Origin of the sequence: Burkholderia sp. Bp9015, assembly GCF_003853505.1 — a bacterium.
Lineage (GTDB): Bacteria > Pseudomonadota > Gammaproteobacteria > Burkholderiales > Burkholderiaceae > Burkholderia.
This window is the reverse complement of the sequence record NZ_QTPZ01000010.1, coordinates 136,066-155,139: the sequence shown is the minus strand read 5'-3', so window position 1 is coordinate 155,139 and position 19,074 is coordinate 136,066. Positions and strand designations below refer to the sequence as shown.

General features: G+C 64.7%; 18 protein-coding genes and 1 pseudogene. 11 read left to right on the top strand and 8 right to left on the bottom strand.

Features of this window, described 5'->3' with window-relative positions:
• Positions 1-50 precede the first annotated feature (50 nt).
• A complete protein-coding gene (locus DIE12_RS13535) occupies positions 51-839 on the top strand; it encodes a YhfC family intramembrane metalloprotease (protein ID WP_124485443.1) in 789 nt (262 codons plus the stop codon).
• A gap of 13 nt (positions 840-852) precedes the next feature.
• Positions 853-1,215: a DUF3022 domain-containing protein gene (locus DIE12_RS13530; RefSeq protein WP_044848245.1), complete on the top strand. Its 363-nt coding sequence runs from the start codon at positions 853-855 to the stop codon at positions 1,213-1,215.
• A 60-nt stretch (positions 1,216-1,275) separates the two neighbouring features.
• On the opposite strand, the gene DIE12_RS13525 is transcribed toward DIE12_RS13530, so the two are convergent.
• Positions 1,276-1,707 (bottom strand): PGDYG domain-containing protein, encoded by a 432-nt coding sequence (locus tag DIE12_RS13525; protein ID WP_124521715.1) that lies wholly within the window; start codon positions 1,705-1,707, stop codon positions 1,276-1,278.
• Between the two features lie 131 nt (positions 1,708-1,838).
• Complete coding sequence (locus tag DIE12_RS13520) at positions 1,839-2,384, bottom strand: Spy/CpxP family protein refolding chaperone (RefSeq protein WP_124485446.1); 546 nt, start codon at positions 2,382-2,384, stop codon at positions 1,839-1,841.
• A 323-nt stretch (positions 2,385-2,707) separates the two neighbouring features.
• Here DIE12_RS13520 and DIE12_RS13515 point away from each other — a divergent pair, with 323 nt between their 5' ends.
• Positions 2,708-3,172 (top strand): Lrp/AsnC family transcriptional regulator, encoded by a 465-nt coding sequence (locus DIE12_RS13515; RefSeq protein ID WP_006481526.1) that lies wholly within the window; start codon positions 2,708-2,710, stop codon positions 3,170-3,172.
• 466 nt (positions 3,173-3,638) lie between these two features.
• Entirely contained in the window at positions 3,639-4,739 is a 1,101-nt protein-coding gene (locus DIE12_RS13510) for a saccharopine dehydrogenase family protein (RefSeq protein WP_040144221.1), read from the top strand.
• Between the two features lie 191 nt (positions 4,740-4,930).
• On the opposite strand, the gene DIE12_RS13505 is transcribed toward DIE12_RS13510, so the two are convergent.
• A complete protein-coding gene (locus DIE12_RS13505) occupies positions 4,931-5,548 on the bottom strand; it encodes an ATP-binding protein (protein ID WP_044848242.1) in 618 nt (205 codons plus the stop codon).
• The gene (cydX, locus tag DIE12_RS13500; protein ID WP_044848241.1) at positions 5,545-5,691 is read right to left on the bottom strand and encodes a cytochrome bd-I oxidase subunit CydX; all 147 of its coding nucleotides are present in this window, start codon (positions 5,689-5,691) and stop codon (positions 5,545-5,547) included. Before cydX ends, DIE12_RS13505 begins: the two co-directional genes overlap by 4 nt.
• A 179-nt stretch (positions 5,692-5,870) precedes the next feature.
• On the opposite strand from cydX, the gene corA reads away from it, so the two are divergent.
• Entirely contained in the window at positions 5,871-6,848 is a 978-nt protein-coding gene (corA, locus tag DIE12_RS13495) for a magnesium/cobalt transporter CorA (protein WP_044848267.1), read from the top strand.
• A gap of 18 nt (positions 6,849-6,866) precedes the next feature.
• Here corA and DIE12_RS13490 read toward each other — a convergent pair whose 3' ends face one another.
• Positions 6,867-7,154, bottom strand: a complete 288-nt coding sequence (locus DIE12_RS13490) for a YciI-like protein (protein ID WP_124485447.1) — start codon at positions 7,152-7,154, stop codon at positions 6,867-6,869.
• Positions 7,155-7,594: 440 nt separating this feature from the next.
• On the opposite strand from DIE12_RS13490, the gene DIE12_RS13485 reads away from it, so the two are divergent.
• Together DIE12_RS13485 and DIE12_RS13480 are read left to right on the top strand one after the other, a co-directional pair.
• Entirely contained in the window at positions 7,595-8,083 is a 489-nt protein-coding gene (locus tag DIE12_RS13485; RefSeq protein WP_044848239.1) for an aminoacyl-tRNA deacylase, read from the top strand.
• 325 nt (positions 8,084-8,408) lie between these two features.
• Positions 8,409-8,726 (top strand): annotated as a pseudogene (locus DIE12_RS13480) (helix-turn-helix domain-containing protein); the annotation flags it as partial.
• Positions 8,727-8,812: 86 nt separating this feature from the next.
• On the opposite strand, the gene DIE12_RS13475 reads toward DIE12_RS13480, so the two are convergent.
• The 3 genes from DIE12_RS13475 to DIE12_RS13465 form a co-directional block, all read right to left on the bottom strand.
• Positions 8,813-11,911, bottom strand: coding sequence for an efflux RND transporter permease subunit (locus DIE12_RS13475; protein WP_124485448.1), 3,099 nt, complete (start codon positions 11,909-11,911; stop codon positions 8,813-8,815).
• A complete protein-coding gene (locus DIE12_RS13470; protein WP_124521717.1) occupies positions 11,908-13,035 on the bottom strand; it encodes an efflux RND transporter periplasmic adaptor subunit in 1,128 nt (375 codons plus the stop codon). The genes DIE12_RS13475 and DIE12_RS13470 overlap by 4 nt, the downstream gene beginning before the upstream one ends.
• A 76-nt stretch (positions 13,036-13,111) precedes the next feature.
• Complete coding sequence (locus tag DIE12_RS13465) at positions 13,112-13,729, bottom strand: TetR/AcrR family transcriptional regulator (protein ID WP_124485450.1); 618 nt, start codon at positions 13,727-13,729, stop codon at positions 13,112-13,114.
• Positions 13,730-13,821: 92 nt separating this feature from the next.
• Between DIE12_RS13465 and DIE12_RS13460 the strand changes: the two genes are divergently transcribed.
• From DIE12_RS13460 to DIE12_RS13445, 4 genes are all read left to right on the top strand, one after another.
• On the top strand, positions 13,822-15,294 hold the full coding sequence (locus tag DIE12_RS13460) for an efflux transporter outer membrane subunit (RefSeq protein WP_409333452.1): 1,473 nt from the start codon (positions 13,822-13,824) through the stop codon (positions 15,292-15,294).
• Between the two features lie 236 nt (positions 15,295-15,530).
• Positions 15,531-16,463, top strand: coding sequence for an AraC family transcriptional regulator (locus DIE12_RS13455; protein ID WP_124521720.1), 933 nt, complete (start codon positions 15,531-15,533; stop codon positions 16,461-16,463).
• A 374-nt stretch (positions 16,464-16,837) separates the two neighbouring features.
• The gene (locus tag DIE12_RS13450) at positions 16,838-18,307 is read left to right on the top strand and encodes a catalase (RefSeq protein ID WP_124521722.1); all 1,470 of its coding nucleotides are present in this window, start codon (positions 16,838-16,840) and stop codon (positions 18,305-18,307) included.
• Positions 18,308-18,373: 66 nt separating this feature from the next.
• A complete protein-coding gene (locus tag DIE12_RS13445; protein ID WP_124485454.1) occupies positions 18,374-19,015 on the top strand; it encodes an HD domain-containing protein in 642 nt (213 codons plus the stop codon).
• Positions 19,016-19,074: the final 59 nt, after the last annotated feature.

Sequence of the window (19,074 nt, the reverse complement as noted above, 5' to 3'; positions counted from 1 at the left end):
CATGCGGGGCACGCGGCGCGTCAGGTGCGCTGCCCCGAACAAGGAAATTCATGACTGTCGCTCCCGTCACGCTGGCGGTGCTGATCGCCGCCACGCTGATCATCGCGCTACTGCCGTTCGTTCTCTTCCGTACCCTGCGCAAGCCGCTTGCGCTCGACCGCCGCGACACGATCGTCGGCGTCGCCGTCTTCACGCTGTTCGCGATGATCGTCGAACGCGCATTCCATGGCCTCGTGCTGAGCCAGACGCCCGCCGGCGGCTGGCTCACGCAGCCGCTCGCATTCGTCGCGTACAGCGCGCTCGCGACCGCCGTGTTCGAGGAGGTCGGCCGTTATCTCGGGATCCGGTTCCTGAACCGCCGCTACGGCGCGTCGGCCGGCGACGGGCGCGGCATCGGCTACGGGATCGGCCATGCCGGCGCCGAAGCCTGGTTCGTCGGCGTGCTCGTCTGGGGCCAGTGGTCGTATCTCGCGTGGCTCGCGAGCCGCGGGCAGCTCGAGACGCAGCTTGCCGACCTGCCGGGCGATACCGTCGTGCGGCTGCACGTGATGCTGGCGACGCTGTCGGCACAGTCGATCCTGCTGTTGCTGATCGAGCGCTGCGCGGCGTTCGCGGTGCAGCTCGCGCTGTCGGTGCTGGTCTGGCGCGGCGTGCGTGCCGGCCGCGCGGGCGTATTGCCGCTCGCGATCGTGCTGCATGCGCTGGCGGCCGCACCGGCGTTGCTGTACCAGGTGCGCGTGCTGCCGGCCGGATCGCTCGAGGCCGTGTATTTCGTGCTGGCCGCGATCCTGGTCGCCGTGCTGGTGAAGACGTGCCGGTCGCCGCGCGCGGCGGCCTGACGGGAGAGGCGGAATGGACGACTATCTGATCGAATGCGCAAGCGCCGAATTCGACGCGCTCGCGCGCGTGATCTGCGATCTCTTTCCGGAGCAGACGCGTTTTGCCGAAAGCAGCGACGAACGCGGGCGCTTCCTGTCCGTGCAGTGGCTCGCGATGCGTTTCGGTTCGACGCCGAAACGGATGACGCTCGATATCCGCATCGTGCCGGCCGCGCTGGCGCGCTATCTGGCGCTCAGGCCGATGCAGCGCGCCCGCAGCCACGCGGTGCTGCATGCGTACACGGAAGCGATGCTGGGCTCGCTCGAGGAGCGGCACGCGGCGGGTGAAGCCGTCGAGCGCACCGCGGAACTCGAACTCGACGAAGACTTTGCGTGAGCGGCGACGCCGGCGCGCGCCGGCACGATGCCGGCGCGGCGCGTGTCACGCGACGCGCGCTTACGCGTCGCGATAAACCTGCGCGAAGCGCTGCGCCTGCACGACGCCATAGTCGCCGGGTGCATATTGCATGACCCAGTCGCCGGCCACGCCGCGCAGCGTGTCGCCGTTTTCCGAGCGGGCGATCGTGAACGGCTCGTCCATGCGACGGGCGAGCACGACGGCCGGCCGGTTCCGGTAGGCGCCCGGCGCGCCGTGCGCGAGCGCCGGATCGGCGGGCAGGTACTTCGCGTCGAAGCGCGCGCGCGACACGACCCAACGGTCGCCGGTCGAGCCGGTGATCAGCGCGTCGCCCGCGACATAGCGGTTCGGGCCTTCGAGGCTCATCAGTTCGCCGTCGGCATCCGCGAATGCGACCGTGACGGTTTCATCCTTCACGACGCGACGGGCCTGCGGGTCGGTACGCAGATCGAGGTGCTTGAGTTCGAGCATGGCAGGGGGGAAGTGCGGGAAAAGCCGGGAGCTTATCCCGAATCCGGCGCGCCGTGTGACGCGCCGGATTCCCGCGGGATGCGCGACGCCGTTCGGCCCGCACGGGCAGTGCGGCGCCGACGGGGCGGACGTCAGGGTTGCGCGGGCGCGCTGGCGGCCGGCGCGGCTGCTGCCTTGCCTTCCTTGCTCGCGGCCTTGCCCTTGCCGCGGTGTTCGCCGCCGTGGTGCAGCCAGCTGCGGAACGTCGTGTCGGCGAGCGCCTTCTGGTCGGCCGGGAAGCGCTCGTAGAGCGGCGCGAATGCGTCGGCGAGCTTTTTCGCGCCGTCCGCGTTCGCCTGCGCGAGTTCCGCGTACTGCTTCATGTCGTCGACCGCGGACACGTCATGGCTTTCCATCCGGGCGCGATAGAGGCGGCCCATCGTGTCGCCGTTCTCGCGCATCGTGTCGGCGAACGTCTTCCATTGCGGTTCCTGCGCCGACGTGATCTTCAACTGGTCGTGCAGGTACTTGATGCGCTGCTCGATGCGCGCTTCGTGGCGCGCCGCACGCTGCTCGGCGCTCGGGGCCGACGACGCCGTTGCCGCTGCCGGAGCGGGCGTCTGCGGTTGCGGCGGGGTTTGCGCGAATGCGCTGGCTGCAACGGCGAGCGTAGCGAGGGTGAGCGAGATCTTCTTCATGGTTGGCTCTCCGGGGTGGTGTCGTGCGAGCGGGCGCGGCGGCCAGTGCCGCGAGCGCGCATCTCGCGTCGCACCTTATTAGTAGCACGTTGAGTGCAGTGCAGCAGCGAAAGCGACACTTGCTTACATCCGATACGAATCGAAATTGAAAGGGACCTGGGGAAGGCCGGTGATCGATGGTGTTCGATCGGCGAGTCGGGCGCCGCGCGCGAACGAGGCGGGGCGATGCGAACGCGTGAGATCCCGTTTGGGCGCACCGGCGTTCGGCGCTATCATCGCGTCACGTTCCATTTCGCCGGCGCGTTGCACGCCGGCCCAGCCTCATGCGTCCTCCTCGCCTCGACCAACTCGACGACCTCGACCGGCAACTCGTCGCGCTGCTGCAAGCGGATGCGCGTGCAAGCGTCGCCGATCTCGCGCGACAGCTCGACGTTGCCCGCACGACGGTCGTCGCGCGCATCGCGCGGCTCGAGCGTACCAACGTGATCGCCGGTTACAGCGTGCGGCTCGGTCAGGACGTGCTCGACGCGAGCATTTACGCATACGTCGGCATCATTCTCACGCCGAAGTTCGGCAAGGACGTGCTGCGCAAGCTCGACCGGATGCCCGAGGTGCAGCTGTTGTGCGCGGTGAGTGGCGAATACGACTATGTCGCGTGGTTGCGTGCCGATTCGCCGGAACGGCTCAACGACCTGCTCGACCAGATCGGCACGCTCGAAGGCGTCGAGCGTACGACGACGTCGATCATTCTGTCGCGCAAGATCGATCGCGGCACGATCGGCGGATGACGCGTCGCATGCGGTGTTGCATGTGACGCCGCGGCGCGATTCGATTCGTCGCGCAGGTTTTTTCCTCCTTTCCCTTCCCTCGATGCCTTGATGCCCGCCGCCTGCGCTCGCCGCGGGGCGGGGCGTTGCCTCGCGCGTCCGCACGCGAGCATCGTTGTGTCGAATGCGTGCCCGGGCGCGCGCAACGATTCATTTGCCCGCCATGTCCCGCCTTGCGGGTTCTTTCCTGTCCGGCCACACGCGTCCACACGCGTCCACACGCGTCGATCGCGGCCCTTCTGCGGCCCGTCGTATACGCGTTTTTTAGATGATTTGGTCGTTGTGACGAAATGTGTAGTCATTTCGTCGAAAGTATCGGTCGTTTCGCATCATTCTTCGTCTTGGAACTGATTTTGCACGTCCCTAAACTGTGTTCATGGCTCGACGCCGTACACCAACACCAAACCCATCATCAGGAGATAAGCGCATGAAAATCGCCATCGTCGGCGCAGGTCTGATCGGCCACACCATTGCTCACATGCTGCGTGAAACGGGCGACTACGAAGTCGTCGCGTTCGACCGTGACGCTGATGCGCTCGCCAAGCTGTCGCGTGAAGGCATCGCGACGCAACGTGTCGATTCGGCCGACGCCAATGCGATCCGTGAAGCCGTGAAGGGCTTCGATGCGCTCGTCAACGCGCTGCCGTACTACCTGGCGGTCAACGTTGCAGCGGCGGCCAAGGCGGCCGGCGTCCATTACTTCGACCTGACCGAAGACGTGCGCGCGACCCACGCGATCCGCGAACTGGCCGACGGTTCGGACCGCGCGTTCATGCCGCAGTGCGGCCTCGCACCGGGCTTCATCGGCATCGCCGCGCACGAGCTCGTGAACGGCTTCAGCGAAGTGCGCGACGTGAAGATGCGCGTCGGCGCGCTGCCCGAGTATCCGACCAACGCGCTGAAGTACAACCTGACGTGGAGCGTCGACGGCCTGATCAACGAATACTGCCAGCCGTGCGAAGCGATCCGCGACGGCCGCAAGCAGTGGGTGCAGCCGCTCGAAGGCCTCGAACATTTCTCGCTCGACGGCACCGAATACGAAGCGTTCAACACGTCGGGCGGCCTGGGCACGCTGTGCGAGACGCTGTCGGGCAAGGTCGAGACGCTCGACTACAAGTCGGTGCGCTATCCGGGCCACCGCGAACTCGTGCAGTTCCTGCTCGAAGACCTGCGACTGTCGAGCGACCGCGACACGCTGAAGTCGATCATGCGCCGCGCGGTGCCGTCGACGAAGCAGGACGTCGTGCTCGTGTTCGTCACGGTGACGGGCGTGAAGGACGGCCAGCTCGTGCAGGACGTGTTCACCCGCAAGATCTTCGCGAAGGACGTGTGCGGGATGCACATGAGCGCCATCCAGATCACGACGGCCGGCGCGATGTGCGCGGTGCTGGATCTGTTCCGCGAAAAGAAGCTGCCGCAAAGCGGTTTCATCCCGCAGGAAAAGGTGTCGCTGAAGGCGTTCCTCGCGAACCGCTTCGGCAAGCTGTACGAAGGCGGCACGATGGAGCGCGTGCACGAAGTCGCCTGACGATCGGTCCCAGGCACGAGGGCCGTGCGACGCCGGGAGCGCAACAGCGCTTCCGGCGTTTTTTTTGACGAGCGCGTCGAAGCCCTTCACGGCTTCACGGATCGCATTGGCGTCGGCCGAATCGACACGTTGCGTCGCGATGCCTTCACGCGACATGGTGAAGCGACGAGGAGCAGGGCGGTGCGCGCCGCTCAGGCGGGCAGCGGCGGGACGATCGTTGCCGCCGGCGGGGGCGGCACGATGCGGTACAGCAGCGCATCGATGTCCGCGTCGGACGGTGCGGTGTTGTCGAACATCACGATGCCGTCGCATTCGTGGCCGGTCGGCACGAAGCGGCGTTGCCGGTATTCGTCCCAGTGCGCGAGCTTGTACGCGTCGTTCGGATTGCCGCGCGCGACGATCCGCTGGTGCGCGACGTCTTCCGAGGTGTGGACCCACACGACCGTCAGCGCGACGTCCGGCCCGATGCCGAGCCACGTGCGGTCGAGGATGCGCCGGTCACGCACTTCGCGCGACAGCGGGCCGACCACGAGCGCGCCGATGCCGAGCGCGAGGTTCTCGCGGGCCGTGTCGAGCAGGCCCTGGTATTCGGGATCGCGCAGATGCTTCAGGTAGAGCGGGCTGTCGCGGTCGTTCGGATCGGAGGTGAGGGCGCCCATCGCGGCCGAGCTGTAGCGGCCGTAGAGCGTGTCCTTGTCGAGCAGGCAGAAGGCTTCGCCGGTCGCGCGCATCAGCGGCCCGATCAGCCGCTTCGCGAGCGTGGTCTTGCCGGTGCCGGCATGACCGCAGAAGAACACCAGGTGCGTCACGAATACCGGCTCCCCGAATCCGTGCGCGGTGCGGCGGTGCGCTTGCCGTCGCGCGAGAACACTTCCGCTTCAAGCCACATCGCGTTGATGATGCCGAAGCCGAGCGCCACGCCGATGCCGAGTATCCACGAGAAATACCACATGGGTCTGTCTCCTTGAAGGTTGGGCGGCACGGCCGTGCCGTGCACTTGTCGAAGCGATGCCGTGCGCGAGCCGCGGCGCACGCAATCCGATCATGACCAATATCGGCGTGCCGCGCAAGCCGGGCCGCCCGCGCGGCAACCCGGTAAACTGGTGCGATAACGGCAACATGACGGACATCATGCTCATCAACTGTGCTGCATACCAGGACGGCCGCAAGCTGGCCGATATCGATATCGACGCCATCAGCGAATACGTGTCGAAACCCGAGTGTTTCGTATGGGTCGCGCTGAAGGATCCGACGCCGGACGAGATCGACCTGATGGGCGAGGAATTCGGGCTGCACGAGCTCGCGCTCGAGGATGCCCGCAAGGGGCATCAGCGGCCGAAGATCGAGGAGTACGGCGATTCGCTGTTCGCGGTGCTGCACACGGTCGAGCTCGACCACGACGGCGAATTCAATGTCGGCGAGCTGAACGTGTTCGTCGGCCCGAACTACGTGCTGTCGATCCGCAACCATACCGAACAGGACTTCCGCGCGGTGCGCAAGCGCTGCGAGCGCGAGCCGCATCTGCTGCAGGAAGGGTCGGCGTTCGTGTTCTATGCGTTGATGGACCAGGTCGTCGACCGCTATTTCCCGATCCTCGAGACGCTCGGCAACGAGCTCGAGGAACTCGAGGACCGCATCTTCACCAAGGCCACGCCCGCGTCGTCGCGCGCGATCATCGAGGATCTCTATTCGCTGAAACGCCGGCTCGTGATGCTGCACCAGCACACGGCGCCGCTGATCGAGCCGCTCGCGAAGCTCACCGGCGGACGCATTCCGCAGGTCTGCAGCGGGATGGAGCATTACTTCCGCGACGTGTACGACCACCTGCAGCGGATCGTGAAGACGATCGAAGGGCGGCGCGAGATGGTCGTGACCGCGATCCAGGTCAATCTCGGGATGATCTCGCTTGCGGAGAACGAGGTGACCAAGCGGCTCGGCTCGTTCGCCGCGCTGTTCGCGATACCGACGATGATTGCCGGCATCTACGGGATGAACTTCGCGAACATGCCCGAACTGCACCTCAAGTACGGCTTCTACGGCTGCATCGGCGTGATGGTCGTAGCCGATCTCGCGTTGTGGTGGCGCTTCAAGCGGGCGGGGTGGCTGTAGCCGTGGCCCCGTGCACCGTCAGCGCGGAGCGTGCTTGCCGACCACGACGCGCCACGGACGCACGCGCCAGGACTTGACGAGGCCGTTTTGCACGTAGGGATCGGCGCGCGCGAACGATTCGGCGGCTTCCGGCGAATCGCCTTCGAACACGAGCACGGCCTGGTCGGCCGGATCCTGCAACGCGCCGGCGAGCACGAGTTCGCCGCGTTCGGTTGCCGCCCGCGCGAGTGCGAGGTGCTCGGCGCGGTACTGTTCGCGCCGGGACAGGTAATCGTCGACGAGTTCGTAGATCAGCTGGTAATGCATGGTCGCTCCCGGAATCGGCCGCCGCGGGATGGCGGGTGTTGGCTCAGTATAGGGCGAGGTTCTGTCTTTGTCGGCGCGGTTTGCGGTGGCCTCGTTGGTGCGTGGCCCGCCGATGGCGACGGTTTTCAGGTCTCGACGTTCTTCCTTAAAATGCAACTAACGGTCTGGCGCAGATCCGCCATCACATGTGGTGGGGTCCTCGTACGGGAACCGTTACCGCCCGTTGCGTCTCGTTGTGTCTTCAGGAAAGGCGGGGGCAGGCAGACATGTTCCATGCGGATTCCGGGCCCGGATTGCGCGCGCCGGAAAAAGGGGGCCGAAGCCGGGGCGAGCGTCGGTGCGGGCGTCGTGCGAGGGCGTTTCCATTGGCCGCAATGCGACCTATGCTGAACAAACCCGGAGCGAACTTCGTTCGTCCGATTCGTCCAGAGAGGTGTGCCATGCCTGTATCAGCCACCCTGCAGGATTGCCTGCGCCAGAAGTCATCGCGGTACGAAGTCGTGTACCACCCGTATAGCCATACCAGCATGGAGACGGCCGCCGCCGCGCATATCCCCGGCGATCGCCTCGCGAAAACCGTGCTGCTCGAGGACGACGAAGGCTACGTCGCCGCCGTGCTGCCGACGTCGCACGCGGTGCGGCTGTCGGACCTCTGGGTCAAGACCGGCCGCCATCTCGTGCTCGCCAGGGAAATCGAACTGCGCGAACTCTTCAAGGATTGCGACCTGGGCGCGTTGCCGCCGGTGTGCATGGCGTACGGGATGAAGACGTTCCTCGAGGAACATCTCGCGCAGCAGCCGGAAGTGTATTTCGAGGCCGGCGACCACGAAGCGCTGATCCACATGATGCAGGATGAATTCCTGTCGCTGATGGAGACGGCCGAGCGCGCGCATTTCTCGCACAAGATGCAGGGGATGTGGTTGTCCTGATCGTCCTGTTGCGGGCGGTTTGCGGTGGCTGGAGACGGCGTCTGGCGGGCGGCCGTCGGGGGCATTGCGTGCCGCAGGTTTTTGCTGAGGCGGGGTTCACGCTGCAAGAAAGGTGGCTGCGCGTGACTGGTGAGGAAGGAGGCCGGTGGTGTGCGGCGGGGATTTCAGGGGCGTTTTCGGGTGAATTTCATATTTGACATAATCTCAATTATCGATATGACTGGTTGTAGTAGCTTTTTAGAAATGTCGTGTTCTGGCTACTTAGAAATGTCGTGTTTTGACCTCGGTATGCTGGCCGGTTCTTTGCGGGACCACGGAGCCGGCCATGTATCCAGGTGCATTGGTGACACTGAACATGCGAGAACTCGACCGTCTGAAGGTAATCCAGGCCGTGGTGGACATGGGACTCAAGCCCGGACGCGCGGCCGAACGACTGGGCGTGACCGTGCGTCAGCTCCAGCGTCTGGTGGATCGTTACCGTGAGTCTGGCGCCGCCGGACTGGCTTCGCGCAAGCGTGGGCGTCCCGGTAATCGGCGGCTGGACGCTGATCTGGCCGATCGAGCACTGTCGATCATCCGTGATCGCTACGCCGATTTCGGGCCGACGCTGGCTTGCGAGAAGCTGTGGGAATGCCACGCATTACCCGGAGTTGCTTTCCGGCCGGACGCGCCGTTGCGGGTTCACATCGACGCCCCGGGCGAGACCGTCATCGCCCGGAGCGCACCGGCCTACGTCGTCACGCTGGCGCTGGGTTCGAGCGCAGAGTGGTTTTCCCCTGCCCCGGGACGGATCTTGAACCAGATCGAGTACATGGCCGGCAGAAACACCAACGTCAGAACCGTTCCGGCGAATGTTCCTCCGATAAGCGTATAAGCCAGCGTGCCCCAGAACACGGAATGGGTAAGCGGAATGAACGCAAGCATCGCGGCGACCGCAGTCAGGATCACGGGCCGCGAGCGCTGCAGCGTTGCCTCCACCACCGCATCGAACGGCGTCATGCCCGCGCGCGCATTCTCTTCGATCTGGCCGATCAGGATCAGCGTGTTGCGCATCAGGATGCCTGAGAGCGCAATGAGTCCCACCAATGCGTTGATGCCGAAGGCCTGATTGAACAGCAGGAGTGTCGGCACCACACCGATCAAACCCAGCGGACTGGTCGCGAACACCATCATCGTGGCGGAAATCGAGCGGGTCTGAAAAATGATGATGAGCAGCGTCAGCGCGATCATGATCGGGAACAGCGGCGCGAGCGCAGTTGTCGCTTTGTTGGCCTCCTCGATGGAGCCGGCCTCCTCGATCCGGTAGCCGCCCGGCAGCTTCGCGATGATGGGCTGAAGCTGCGCGAGCATCGCGGTCGACACATCGGGCGGCTGCAACCCTTCGGCGATATCGCCGCGCACGGTGATCGTCGGCGTTCGGTCGCGCCGGCGCAGGATCGGATCCTCCATGCGGATGTCGACTTTGCCGACCTGCGAGAGCGGCACCCGCTGCCCTGCGGCGCCGATCAGCGTGAATCCGTCGATCCGTTGCGGGTCGAGCCGGATGTCGCCCGCCGAACGCGCGACGAGCTCCACGGAACGAATGTCCTCGCGCACGTGCGTGACGGGAATGCCGGTCAGCAGGAATTGCAGTTGCTGCGCGACCGAGCTGGACGTCAGTCCAAACGCCCCGAGCCGATTTTGATCGAGCGTGAAATGCACGGTGGGAACGCGCGGCCCCCAGTCGGCGTTCACCGTTCGCATCATCGGGCTGGCGTTCATGGTCCGTTCGACCTGTGCGGCGATGGTGCGCAACGTCTGGGCGTCCGGGCCCATGACCCTGAACGCAACGGGGTAAGGCGAGTAAGGGCCGAACACCAGCTGCGTGACGCGAACCTGCGCTCCGGGCACCAACCCTTCGGCGATGACCTTGCGCAGACGGAATTTGAGCGCTTCCCGTTGTCGCTCGTCATTCGTGCGGATCACGATCTTCGAGAAGGACGAATCCGGCAACTCCGGAGACATGGCCAGATAGAAGCGCGGAGCGCCCTGCCCGATGTACGAGGTCACGATCTGCGCTTCCGGCTGCTTCGCGAGCCATGCCTCGACCTTTTCCGTTGCCGACGCGGTCTGCTCGATCGAAGTCCCATAGGGCATCTGCACTTCGACGAGCACTTCCGGGCGATCGGAAGTCGGGAAGAATTGCTTCTTCACGAGCCCCATGCCCATCACGGCGACCACGAACGATGCCACCACGATCCCGGCGACCATCCACTTGCGCGCGACCACGCGCCCGAGGAAGCGGCGAAAGCGCCGGTAGTTCGGCGTGTTGTAGATCGCCTCGTGGCCGCCTTCGATTACGGCGATGTCGGGTAACAGCTTGACGCCGAGGTACGGTGTGAAGACGACGGCCACGATCCACGAGGTGACCAGCGCGATGCCGACGATCCAGAACATGTTGCTGGTGTATTCGCCGGCCGTCGAGCGCGCAAAGCCATTCGGCATGAAGCCGACAGCCGTGACCAGCGTGCCCGACAGCATCGGTGCGGCCGTGTGGCTCCACGCGTAAGCTGATGCCTGGACGCGGCTATAGCCCTCCTCCATTTTCACGACCATCATTTCGATGGCGATGATCGCGTCGTCGACGAGCAGGCCGAGCGCGAGAATCAGCGAACCGAGCGTGATGCGGTCGAAGCTCTTGCCCGTTGCGGCCATGACGACGAAGACGCCCGCGAGTGTCAGCGGCACCGCCGCCGACACGACGATGCCGACACGCCATCCCATGCTCGCGAAGCTCACGACCATCACCACGAGCAGCGCGACAAAGAACTTCACCATGAATTCGTCGATGGCCGAATGGATGTTGACGGCCTGGTCGGTCACTTTCGTGAGGCTCACGCCCAGCGGCAGCCCGGCATTGATCGATGCGACTTCCGTGTCGAGCGCCTTGCCGAGATTGAGCCCGTTCCAGCCGTCCCGCATCACGACGCCGAGGAGCAACGCCGGTTCGCCTTTGTTGCGAATCTGGAACGTGGCCGGGTCTTCGTAACCGCGTTCGACGGTCGCCACATCGGAGAGCTTCAGTGTGCGGCCCTGAACGACGATTGGCGTGTCACGGATGGTCTGCAGCTTGTCGAAGGCGCCTTCGACACGAATGAAGACCTGCGCGCCCGCCGTATCGATCGAACCAGCCGGCGTGAGAACGTTCTGGTTGTTCAGCGCGGCAAAGATCTCCTGCGGCGTCACGCCGAGCGTCGCGAGCCGGTCGTGCGAAAACGACACGTAGATCCGTTCCGCCTGCTCGCCGATGATGTTCACCTTCTTGACGCCCGGCACATGAAGAAGCCGCTGGCGCAATCCCTCGGCGTCGCGCACCAGCAATCGTTGCGGCTCGCCTTTCGCCTTGAGCGCGAACAGCGCGAACGTTACGTCGGAATACTCATCATTGACGAGCGGGCCGATCACCCCGGGCGGCAGGTTGCCCGCTTCATCGTGCAGCTTCTTGCGCGCCTGATAGAACTCCTCGGGCACGTCCGCGGGCGGCGTACTGTCGAGCAAGGTCACGGTGGTGAAGGCCAGCCCCGGACGCGTATAGGTCTCGGTCCGGTCGTACCAGCGCAGCTCCTGCATGCGCTTTTCGAGCGGCTCGGCCACCTGGTCCTGCATTTCCTGCGCGGTCGCGCCGGGCCATGCCGTAATGACCGTCATCGACTTGACGGTGAATGGCGGATCTTCGGCCCGCCCCAGTTTCAGGAAGGCAATCACGCCGGCGATCGAAATCAGGATGATCAGAAACAGCGTGACCGAGCGCTCCCGCACCGCAAGAGCCGACAAATTGAAGCCGCTCATTGCGCGGCTCCTTGCGTGGAGACGGATGCCGCGGCCAGCTTGTCGTTGGCGAGACGCACGCGCTCTCCGTCGTGCAGCAACTGGGCACCGAGCGCGACGACCTGGTCGCCTTCGCGAAGATCGCCAGTCACCGTCGCACTGTCGTCGCTCAATGCGGTGACACGAACCTTGTGCCAGGTCACACGCGATTGAGATCGATCGACGGTCCAGACGCCGGTGCCGGTGCCCGTGCCCGGATCGAACAAGGCGCCGACCGGCACCACCATGCCGGCCTGTGTCTGGCCGGCATCGCCGGCGAGATCGATGGTCACGGTCGCGCCGAGCGGTGCATTCGAGAGCGCGCCCTCGAGGACGTATCTCGCCTCGTAGGTCCGTGTCAGCCGATCGGCAGAATCGGAGAGCTGGCGCAGGACGGCGGGAACGGGCTTCTGGTCCGCGCCGTAAAGCGTCGCCGCGGCAATCGAGCCGGACGCGGGACGCAGCGTCTCGGGAAGCTGGACGACGGCCTCGCGGGGGCCGGCATGCGCGAGCCGCACGACGATTTGTCCCGGCGCGACGACCTGGCCCGGCTCCGCCAGCGTCTCGACCACCACGCCGTCGGCGTCCGCCATGACGACGGCGTATCCGGAAGCATTGTTGGCGAGCACGGCCTGCGCCTGCGCTGCGACGAGCTGGGCCCTGGCGGAATCGGCGGCCGCCTTGAGCTGGTCGTAGGTCGATGCCGACACCGCGCCCGCCCCGACGAGATCCCGATACCGCGCCTCGTCGGCAGCCGTCTGCGTCGCGCGCGCCTGCGCAGCGTCCACGAGTTTCTGCTGCGCACGGGCCTGCAGCCCCAGATCGATCGGATCGATGCGCATCAGGGGCTGGCCGCGCTTGACCGTTTGGCCCGCGTCGACCAGTCGCTCGATGACTTTACCCTGAACGCGGAAACCGAGATCGCTCTGAACGCGGGCGCCCACGACACCCGAAAACGACCGGCTCGCACCCGCCGCACCGTGAACGGCGCTTGTACGGACCAGTGGCGCCTCGGTACGCGGATCAGCAGCCGGATGCTCGCCGCATGCTGCGAGCGCAAGCGAAGCCAGGCCCAATGTGTAGACAAGACGATGGCGCCGGAACATGAGATCCCCTCTCGCAAAGAACAGGAGACCTCATTCTGATACCGGTGACTAAATCAGTCAATAGTCACAGCGAGATTCATGGAGCAAGACTTCTGAGTACCAGGCTCGCGAGTTGGGCCGTCGCCTCTTCCGCGCCATCGAGGTTGTACTGCAGCAGCAAGGGATTGAAGTAAGGCTTCATCACCAGAAAGATCGCGTTCACCGCCTCGTCCGGCGGCGTCTTGCGTTCGAATTCGCCGGTTTCTCGTCCGAGCCGCAGGATATCGGCGATGAGTTGCCGGATCTGGTCCTCATAACTCTGGACAGATGGCCAGAGCGATTCGGCCGACACGGCGGCAATATCGTAGAGCTTGCGATCCTGGAAGAAAAGCTGGCCTCCGGTTGAAAGTAAGGTCTTGAACATGCAGCGAAATTTTTCCGTCGCACTGTGCGCGCCGTCGATGTTTTCCCTGACTGCGGCGATCATCGCGGCGAGGCGATTGGCGCAGATGACCTGACCGATCGCCTGTTTGGAGTCGAAAAACTTGTAAATATAGGCTTTTGAAAACCCGATTTCCTTCGCGAGATCGGAGACCGTGGTTTTTTCGTAGCCGTAACGGCTGAAGTATTCCGTCGCGGCGTCGACGATCTGGGCGCGAACTTCGTGGTCCGAGGGGCCACGGGACGAAGAGGTGGAGGGAGTCGGTTTGTTCATGCCTCAAGCTTAGTCCGACGCTCGTCAGTTGACAACGTGTGACCATATTGTATATTGGTCACTATATTTCCCCTCCCGTTGTCGCTCCCGAGATGATCATGCCCTTGCGCCGTCCACTTGTTCTCCTGACTAGCGTCGCCGCCCTTTCGGCGTGCGCCGTGGGTCCCGACTACCGCCGCCCGGATGCGCCGCTGGCGCAGCACTACATGACCCAGCCGCCCGCCCGCGCGGCAAAGGCGCCGGTTGCCGATCTGTCCGCATGGTGGGAAAGCTTCAACGACCCGCTGCTCACGCATTACGTTTCGCTGGCGCTGGCCCAGAACCTGGACCTGGCCCAGGCCGTCGCGCAAATCACTCAGGCGCGCGCGCGCCTCGGCACGGCCAACGCGGCGCTCCTGCCGTCGGCCTCGGTTTCCGCGTCGGCGGCACGAGCCTATCAGTCTGTCGATACGCCGTTGGGGCGATTGCTCAACGCCACGCCGGGGTACGAGCGCTGGGGCACCGCGTACGAAACCAACCTGGAGGCCGGTTGGGAGATCGACATTTTTGGCGGTCTGCGCCGTCAGCGTGAAGCCGCGCTCGCCGATTACTCGGCAACGCAGGCGGCGGCAGTTGCCACCCGGCTTGCCGTCGCGGCCCAGACTGCCGATATCTACGTCACGATCCGGGGGCTCCAGGCCCGTCTGGATATCGCGACCCGGCAGGTGCAGACGCAGCAGGCGCTTCTCGCAGACGTGAAACTCCTGTATTCGAAGGGCGCGGCAGCCGACTATCAGGTTCAGCAGGCGCAAGGTGCGCTCGACCAGGTGCAGGCCAGCGTGCCCGTCCTCCTCGCGGCGCTTGATGCGGCGTCGAACGCCCTCGACGTGATGCTCGGTACACCTCCTGGCACGCACCGGGCAGAGCTGGGCTCGCCTTCCCCGATCCCCGTCGCGCCGGCGCTCGCGGAAATGGGCACGCCAGCCGATCTGCTGCAAAGACGTCCCGATCTGATCGCCGCCGAACGTCACCTCGCCGCCGCCAATGCGCGCATCGGCGCTGCGATCGGCGAGTACTACCCGACGGTCTCGCTGAACGCCTTCCTCGGCAGCGCGACCTCGGCCGCCGCCGGTACGTTGTTCTCGGGCGGCGCCAACCAGGCGGCCGGCCTCGTCGGGCTGCGCTGGCGACTGTTCGATTTCGCCCGCATCAGTGCCGATGTCGACGCGGCGAAAGGCGCCGACGCGCAAGCGCTCGCGGCCTATCGGCAGGCCGTGCTCCGCGCCTCCGAGGACGTCGAAAACTCGCTCTCGTCATTGGTGAATCGAGAGGCGCAGGCTGCCACGCTGTCGCATGCCGAGTCGTCGTTTTCCCGCGCCAAGGATTCCTCGATGACCGCGTACCGCAGCGGTGCAGCGAGTTTCATCGACGTATTGCACGCCAACGAGACGCTGCTCCAGGCCGCCGACGCGCGTGCACAGGCACAGACGGAATCCGCTCGTGCAGCGATCTCGACGTTCAAGGCGCTCGGCGGCGGCTGGGACCCGGCATCGCACGATGCGCAGACGTCGTTGAGCTCACGCTGACGCCACCGCCCTGCACTGGCGCGCGCAATGGAGCCTGCGCACGTTCCTGGTTCGCGCAATAGCGCACCGCACCATTGACGTGCGCGTCGCGCCCGCAATCGGAGAGCGTCTCGCGCATCACGACACCAGTCGCGCGCCAGTCATCGAATTGCGCTAAATTGGGCCTGTTTTCATTTGAACCCGCCGTCGGGTAAAGGCACACGACGCCTGTACGGGCGCACTCCAAGGCGCGATGAATGAACGATAGGAATCACGTCGATTTCGGGCAACCCGTTGCAGACGACGCCCTCGCCAAACGGTTTCTACTGCGAGATGCGCCCACCGTGCGGGCCGGCGTTTTCTCCCACGGGCAGCCTATCTCGTTCACACGGTTGACGAACCCCCGGCCTCAACCGGGGCGCTCGCTCACGCCGCAACCGGAGGAAGCCTTTGTCTTTCAGATGCCGCTGATACTGAGCCCCGATCCCGGCCTCCGTTATTCAGGCGGTAACCTCGATGCTTCCGCGTCGTGCAGTCCCGGCAGTTGCTTTCTGCTCGACCTGCGCTCGAGCCCGACGCGCCGTCTCGACATGCCGTTCGATACCATGCGGCTCTATCTGGCCCAGAGCGCGATCGAGGAATTCACCGATCAAAAGCGGCGCCGGCGCATAGGCGGACTCGTGCAGCCGCATCTCGGCGCCAGCGACCCGGTGCTGTTCAGTCTTTCGCATACGCTGCAGGCGGTCCTGCAGCATCCCGACCTGACGAGTGCGCTGTTCATCGATTACCTCGCGCTGGCGTTTTGCGAACACGTCGTCACACGATATGGCCGAGCCGATCCGGCGCTCCGGCCGCGCCGCTCGGGACTCGCTCCGTGGCAGATGCGGCGCATCGAAGATTATTTCGCGTCCCACCTGCACGACAATCCTTCGATTGCCGATCTCGCGCGCGAGTGCAATCTCTCCACCAGCTATTTCGGTGAAGCCTTCAAGCAGACGACCGGCAGCACACCCCATCAGTGGCTGCTCAAGCGCCGCATCGAGCGCGCGAAATCGCTGTTGCGGGAAACAGATGCGAGCCTGGCCAGCATCGCATCGGACTGCGGATTTTTCGACCAGAGTCATTTTTCGCGCGTGTTCTCGCGCCTCGAAGGGTGCGGGCCGAAAGACTGGGCGCAGCGGAACCGATAGCGCCGGACAGGTGCGAACGTCGTTATCGGCGCTTGCGCGCCCGCTCGATATGCGTCGACGCGCGACGCACCACCGCCTCTGATCCGAGTTCAACCACTGCCCCGGTGTCCGACGGCCGTCCGCGATTCGTCCATCGAATCGTTGTTTTATACAAGATCGTTCTGGCACCCGACAGGTACGCTTCTCTCACATCGACTCGTCGATGCCTGCGCGGCTCGTCACGGATCGAGCGGGTGGCCGTCGCGGTATGGCCGTTTCTTTTTCACCGCACCCGCCGGGATAGCACGCTGATTTGCCCGTAAAGTTTCGCGCGGCCGCCAGCCTGGAACGGTATGGCGCTGCGCCGGTCCGCCCAACCCTCCTGGAGTCGAGGCATGAAAAACCGCGATACGTCTACGCGTCTTGATCACGCAACGGGCGCGCCCGTTGCCGACAATCTGAACATCGAAACGGCCGGCCCGCGCGGCCCCGCGCTGCTGCAGGATATCTGGCTGATCGAGAAACTCGCGCACTTCGACCGCGAGGTGATTCCCGAACGACGCATGCACGCCAAAGGATCGGGCGCGCACGGCGTATTCACGGTAACGCACGACATCACGCGCTACACCAAGGCAAAACTCTTTTCGGAAATCGGCAAGGCAACGCCCGTATTCATGCGCTTTTCGACGGTCGCCGGCGAGCGCGGCGCCGCCGATGCCGAGCGCGATATCCGCGGCTTCGCGGTGAAGTTCTATACGGAAGAAGGAAACTGGGACATCGTGGGCAATAACACGCCCGTGTTCTTCTTCCGTGATCCGCTGCGTTTTCCCGATCTCAACCACGCGATCAAGCGCGACCCGCGCACGGGACTGCGCAGCGCAAACAGCAACTGGGATTTCTGGACGCTTTTGCCGGAGGCGCTTCACCAGGTCACGATCGTCATGAGCGACAGGGGCATTCCGCGCAGCTATCGCCACATGCATGGTTTCGGCAGCCATACGTTCAGCCTGGTCGATGCCGACAATCGGCGGACGTGGGTAAAGTTTCACTTCCGTACGCAGCAAGGCATCGCGAATCTGACGGACGACGAAGCCGAACAGCTCGTGGGCAAGGACCGCGAAACGCATGGCCGCGATCTTTACGAAAGCATCGAGCGCGGCGACTTCCCGCGCTGGACACTCTTCATTCAGGTGATGAACGACGACGAGGCCAGGTCTCTGCCGTTCAATCCGTTCGACCTGACCAAGGTCTGGCCGAAAAGCGATTTCCCGTTGATCGAGGTCGGCGTACTCGAATTGAACCGCAACCCGGGCAATTATTTCGCCGAGGTCGAGCAGGCGGCCTTCTCGCCCGCGAACGTCGTGCCCGGCATCGGCTTTTCGCCGGACAAGATGCTGCAGGCACGTCTGTTCTCTTACGGCGACACGCAACGGTATCGGCTGGGCGTGAACTTCAATCACATTCCCGTCAATGCGCCGAAGTGCCCCTTCCACAGCTACCACCGCGACGGCGCCATGCGCACCGACGACAACCTCGGCGGCACGCCTTCTTACTATCCGAACAGTTCCGGCGAGTGGGAAGTGCGGCCCGATCTTCACGAGCCGCCGCTGAGAATCGAAGGCGACGCCGCGCATTGGGACCACCGCGTGGACGTCGATCACTTCGCGCAGCCGGGAAACCTGTTTCGCCTGATGAGTCAGGCGCAGCAACAATTGCTGTTCGACAACACCGCACGCCAGATGGCCTCCGTTCAGGCGCATATCCAGGAACGCCACATCCTCAATTGCACGAAGGCCGACCCCGAGTACGGCGCGGGTGTTCGCGAGGCCCTGGCAAGAATCGGGGCGACGACTGCAGCCAAGTAGCCAGCCATTCGCGTGCGGCGTCCGCCACGACGCCGGCGTCCGCTCACATTTCGATGGAGGACCGTCATGTCAGAGTTCATTCAGGATGTCGCGGTGCCCGACAGTCAGCTTGCGCGGGAAATTACCGAGTTCGTGCGCGACACGTCCACCCCGCTGCTCTTTCATCATTCGAGCCGCGTATATTTGTTCGGTGCGCTGGAGGGTGTGCGCCGCGGCCTGAAATTCGATCCGGAACTGTTGTACGCCGGTGCCATGTTTCATGACGTCGGCCTCACCGGAGCGTACAGCAGCGCCACCGAACGCTTCGAAGTCGACGGGGCCAATGCGGCCCGCGACTTTCTCTCGGGCCGGGGCATCGACGCGGCCGACATCGATCTCGTCTGGACGGCGATTGCGCTGCACACCACGCCCGGCATTCCGCGCCATATGCACCCGGTCGTCGCGCTGGTGACCGCCGGGGTCGAGATGGATGTGCTCGGACTGTCGTACCACGCGTTCACGCACGAGGAGCGCGAAGCCGTGACGCATGCGCATCCCCGCCCGCCGCACTTCAAGGAAGAGATCATTCAGGCGTTCTACGACGGCATCAGGCACAAGCCGGAAACCACGTTCGGCAACGTGAAAGCCGACGTGATCGCCGACAAGGAGCCTCATTTCCATCGGGGGAATTTCTGTTCCGTCATCCGCAATTCGGCATGGCCGGGTTGAAGGTGCCGTGTCCCGCGCATCGATGCCCGGCCAGTCGCGCCGCGCCACCCGATCGCGAT

Excerpts from the sequence above, each read along its gene's own strand:
- DIE12_RS13535 (WP_124485443.1), top strand. The coding sequence starts at position 51 with ATGACTGTCGCTCCCGTCACGCTGGCGGTGCTGATCGCCGCCACGCTG.
- DIE12_RS13530 (WP_044848245.1), top strand. The coding sequence starts at position 853 with ATGGACGACTATCTGATCGAATGCGCAAGCGCCGAATTCGACGCGCTC.
- DIE12_RS13525 (WP_124521715.1), bottom strand. The coding sequence starts at position 1,707 with ATGCTCGAACTCAAGCACCTCGATCTGCGTACCGACCCGCAGGCCCGT.
- DIE12_RS13520 (WP_124485446.1), bottom strand. The coding sequence starts at position 2,384 with ATGAAGAAGATCTCGCTCACCCTCGCTACGCTCGCCGTTGCAGCCAGC.
- DIE12_RS13515 (WP_006481526.1), top strand. The coding sequence starts at position 2,708 with ATGCGTCCTCCTCGCCTCGACCAACTCGACGACCTCGACCGGCAACTC.
- DIE12_RS13510 (WP_040144221.1), top strand. The coding sequence starts at position 3,639 with ATGAAAATCGCCATCGTCGGCGCAGGTCTGATCGGCCACACCATTGCT.
- cydX (WP_044848241.1), bottom strand. The coding sequence starts at position 5,691 with ATGTGGTATTTCTCGTGGATACTCGGCATCGGCGTGGCGCTCGGCTTC.
- corA (WP_044848267.1), top strand. The coding sequence starts at position 5,871 with ATGCTCATCAACTGTGCTGCATACCAGGACGGCCGCAAGCTGGCCGAT.
- DIE12_RS13490 (WP_124485447.1), bottom strand. The coding sequence starts at position 7,154 with ATGCATTACCAGCTGATCTACGAACTCGTCGACGATTACCTGTCCCGG.
- DIE12_RS13485 (WP_044848239.1), top strand. The coding sequence starts at position 7,595 with ATGCCTGTATCAGCCACCCTGCAGGATTGCCTGCGCCAGAAGTCATCG.
- DIE12_RS13475 (WP_124485448.1), bottom strand. The coding sequence starts at position 11,911 with ATGAGCGGCTTCAATTTGTCGGCTCTTGCGGTGCGGGAGCGCTCGGTC.
- DIE12_RS13470 (WP_124521717.1), bottom strand. The coding sequence starts at position 13,035 with ATGTTCCGGCGCCATCGTCTTGTCTACACATTGGGCCTGGCTTCGCTT.
- DIE12_RS13465 (WP_124485450.1), bottom strand. The coding sequence starts at position 13,729 with ATGAACAAACCGACTCCCTCCACCTCTTCGTCCCGTGGCCCCTCGGAC.
- DIE12_RS13460 (WP_409333452.1), top strand. The coding sequence starts at position 13,822 with ATGATCATGCCCTTGCGCCGTCCACTTGTTCTCCTGACTAGCGTCGCC.
- DIE12_RS13455 (WP_124521720.1), top strand. The coding sequence starts at position 15,531 with ATGAACGATAGGAATCACGTCGATTTCGGGCAACCCGTTGCAGACGAC.
- DIE12_RS13450 (WP_124521722.1), top strand. The coding sequence starts at position 16,838 with ATGAAAAACCGCGATACGTCTACGCGTCTTGATCACGCAACGGGCGCG.
- DIE12_RS13445 (WP_124485454.1), top strand. The coding sequence starts at position 18,374 with ATGTCAGAGTTCATTCAGGATGTCGCGGTGCCCGACAGTCAGCTTGCG.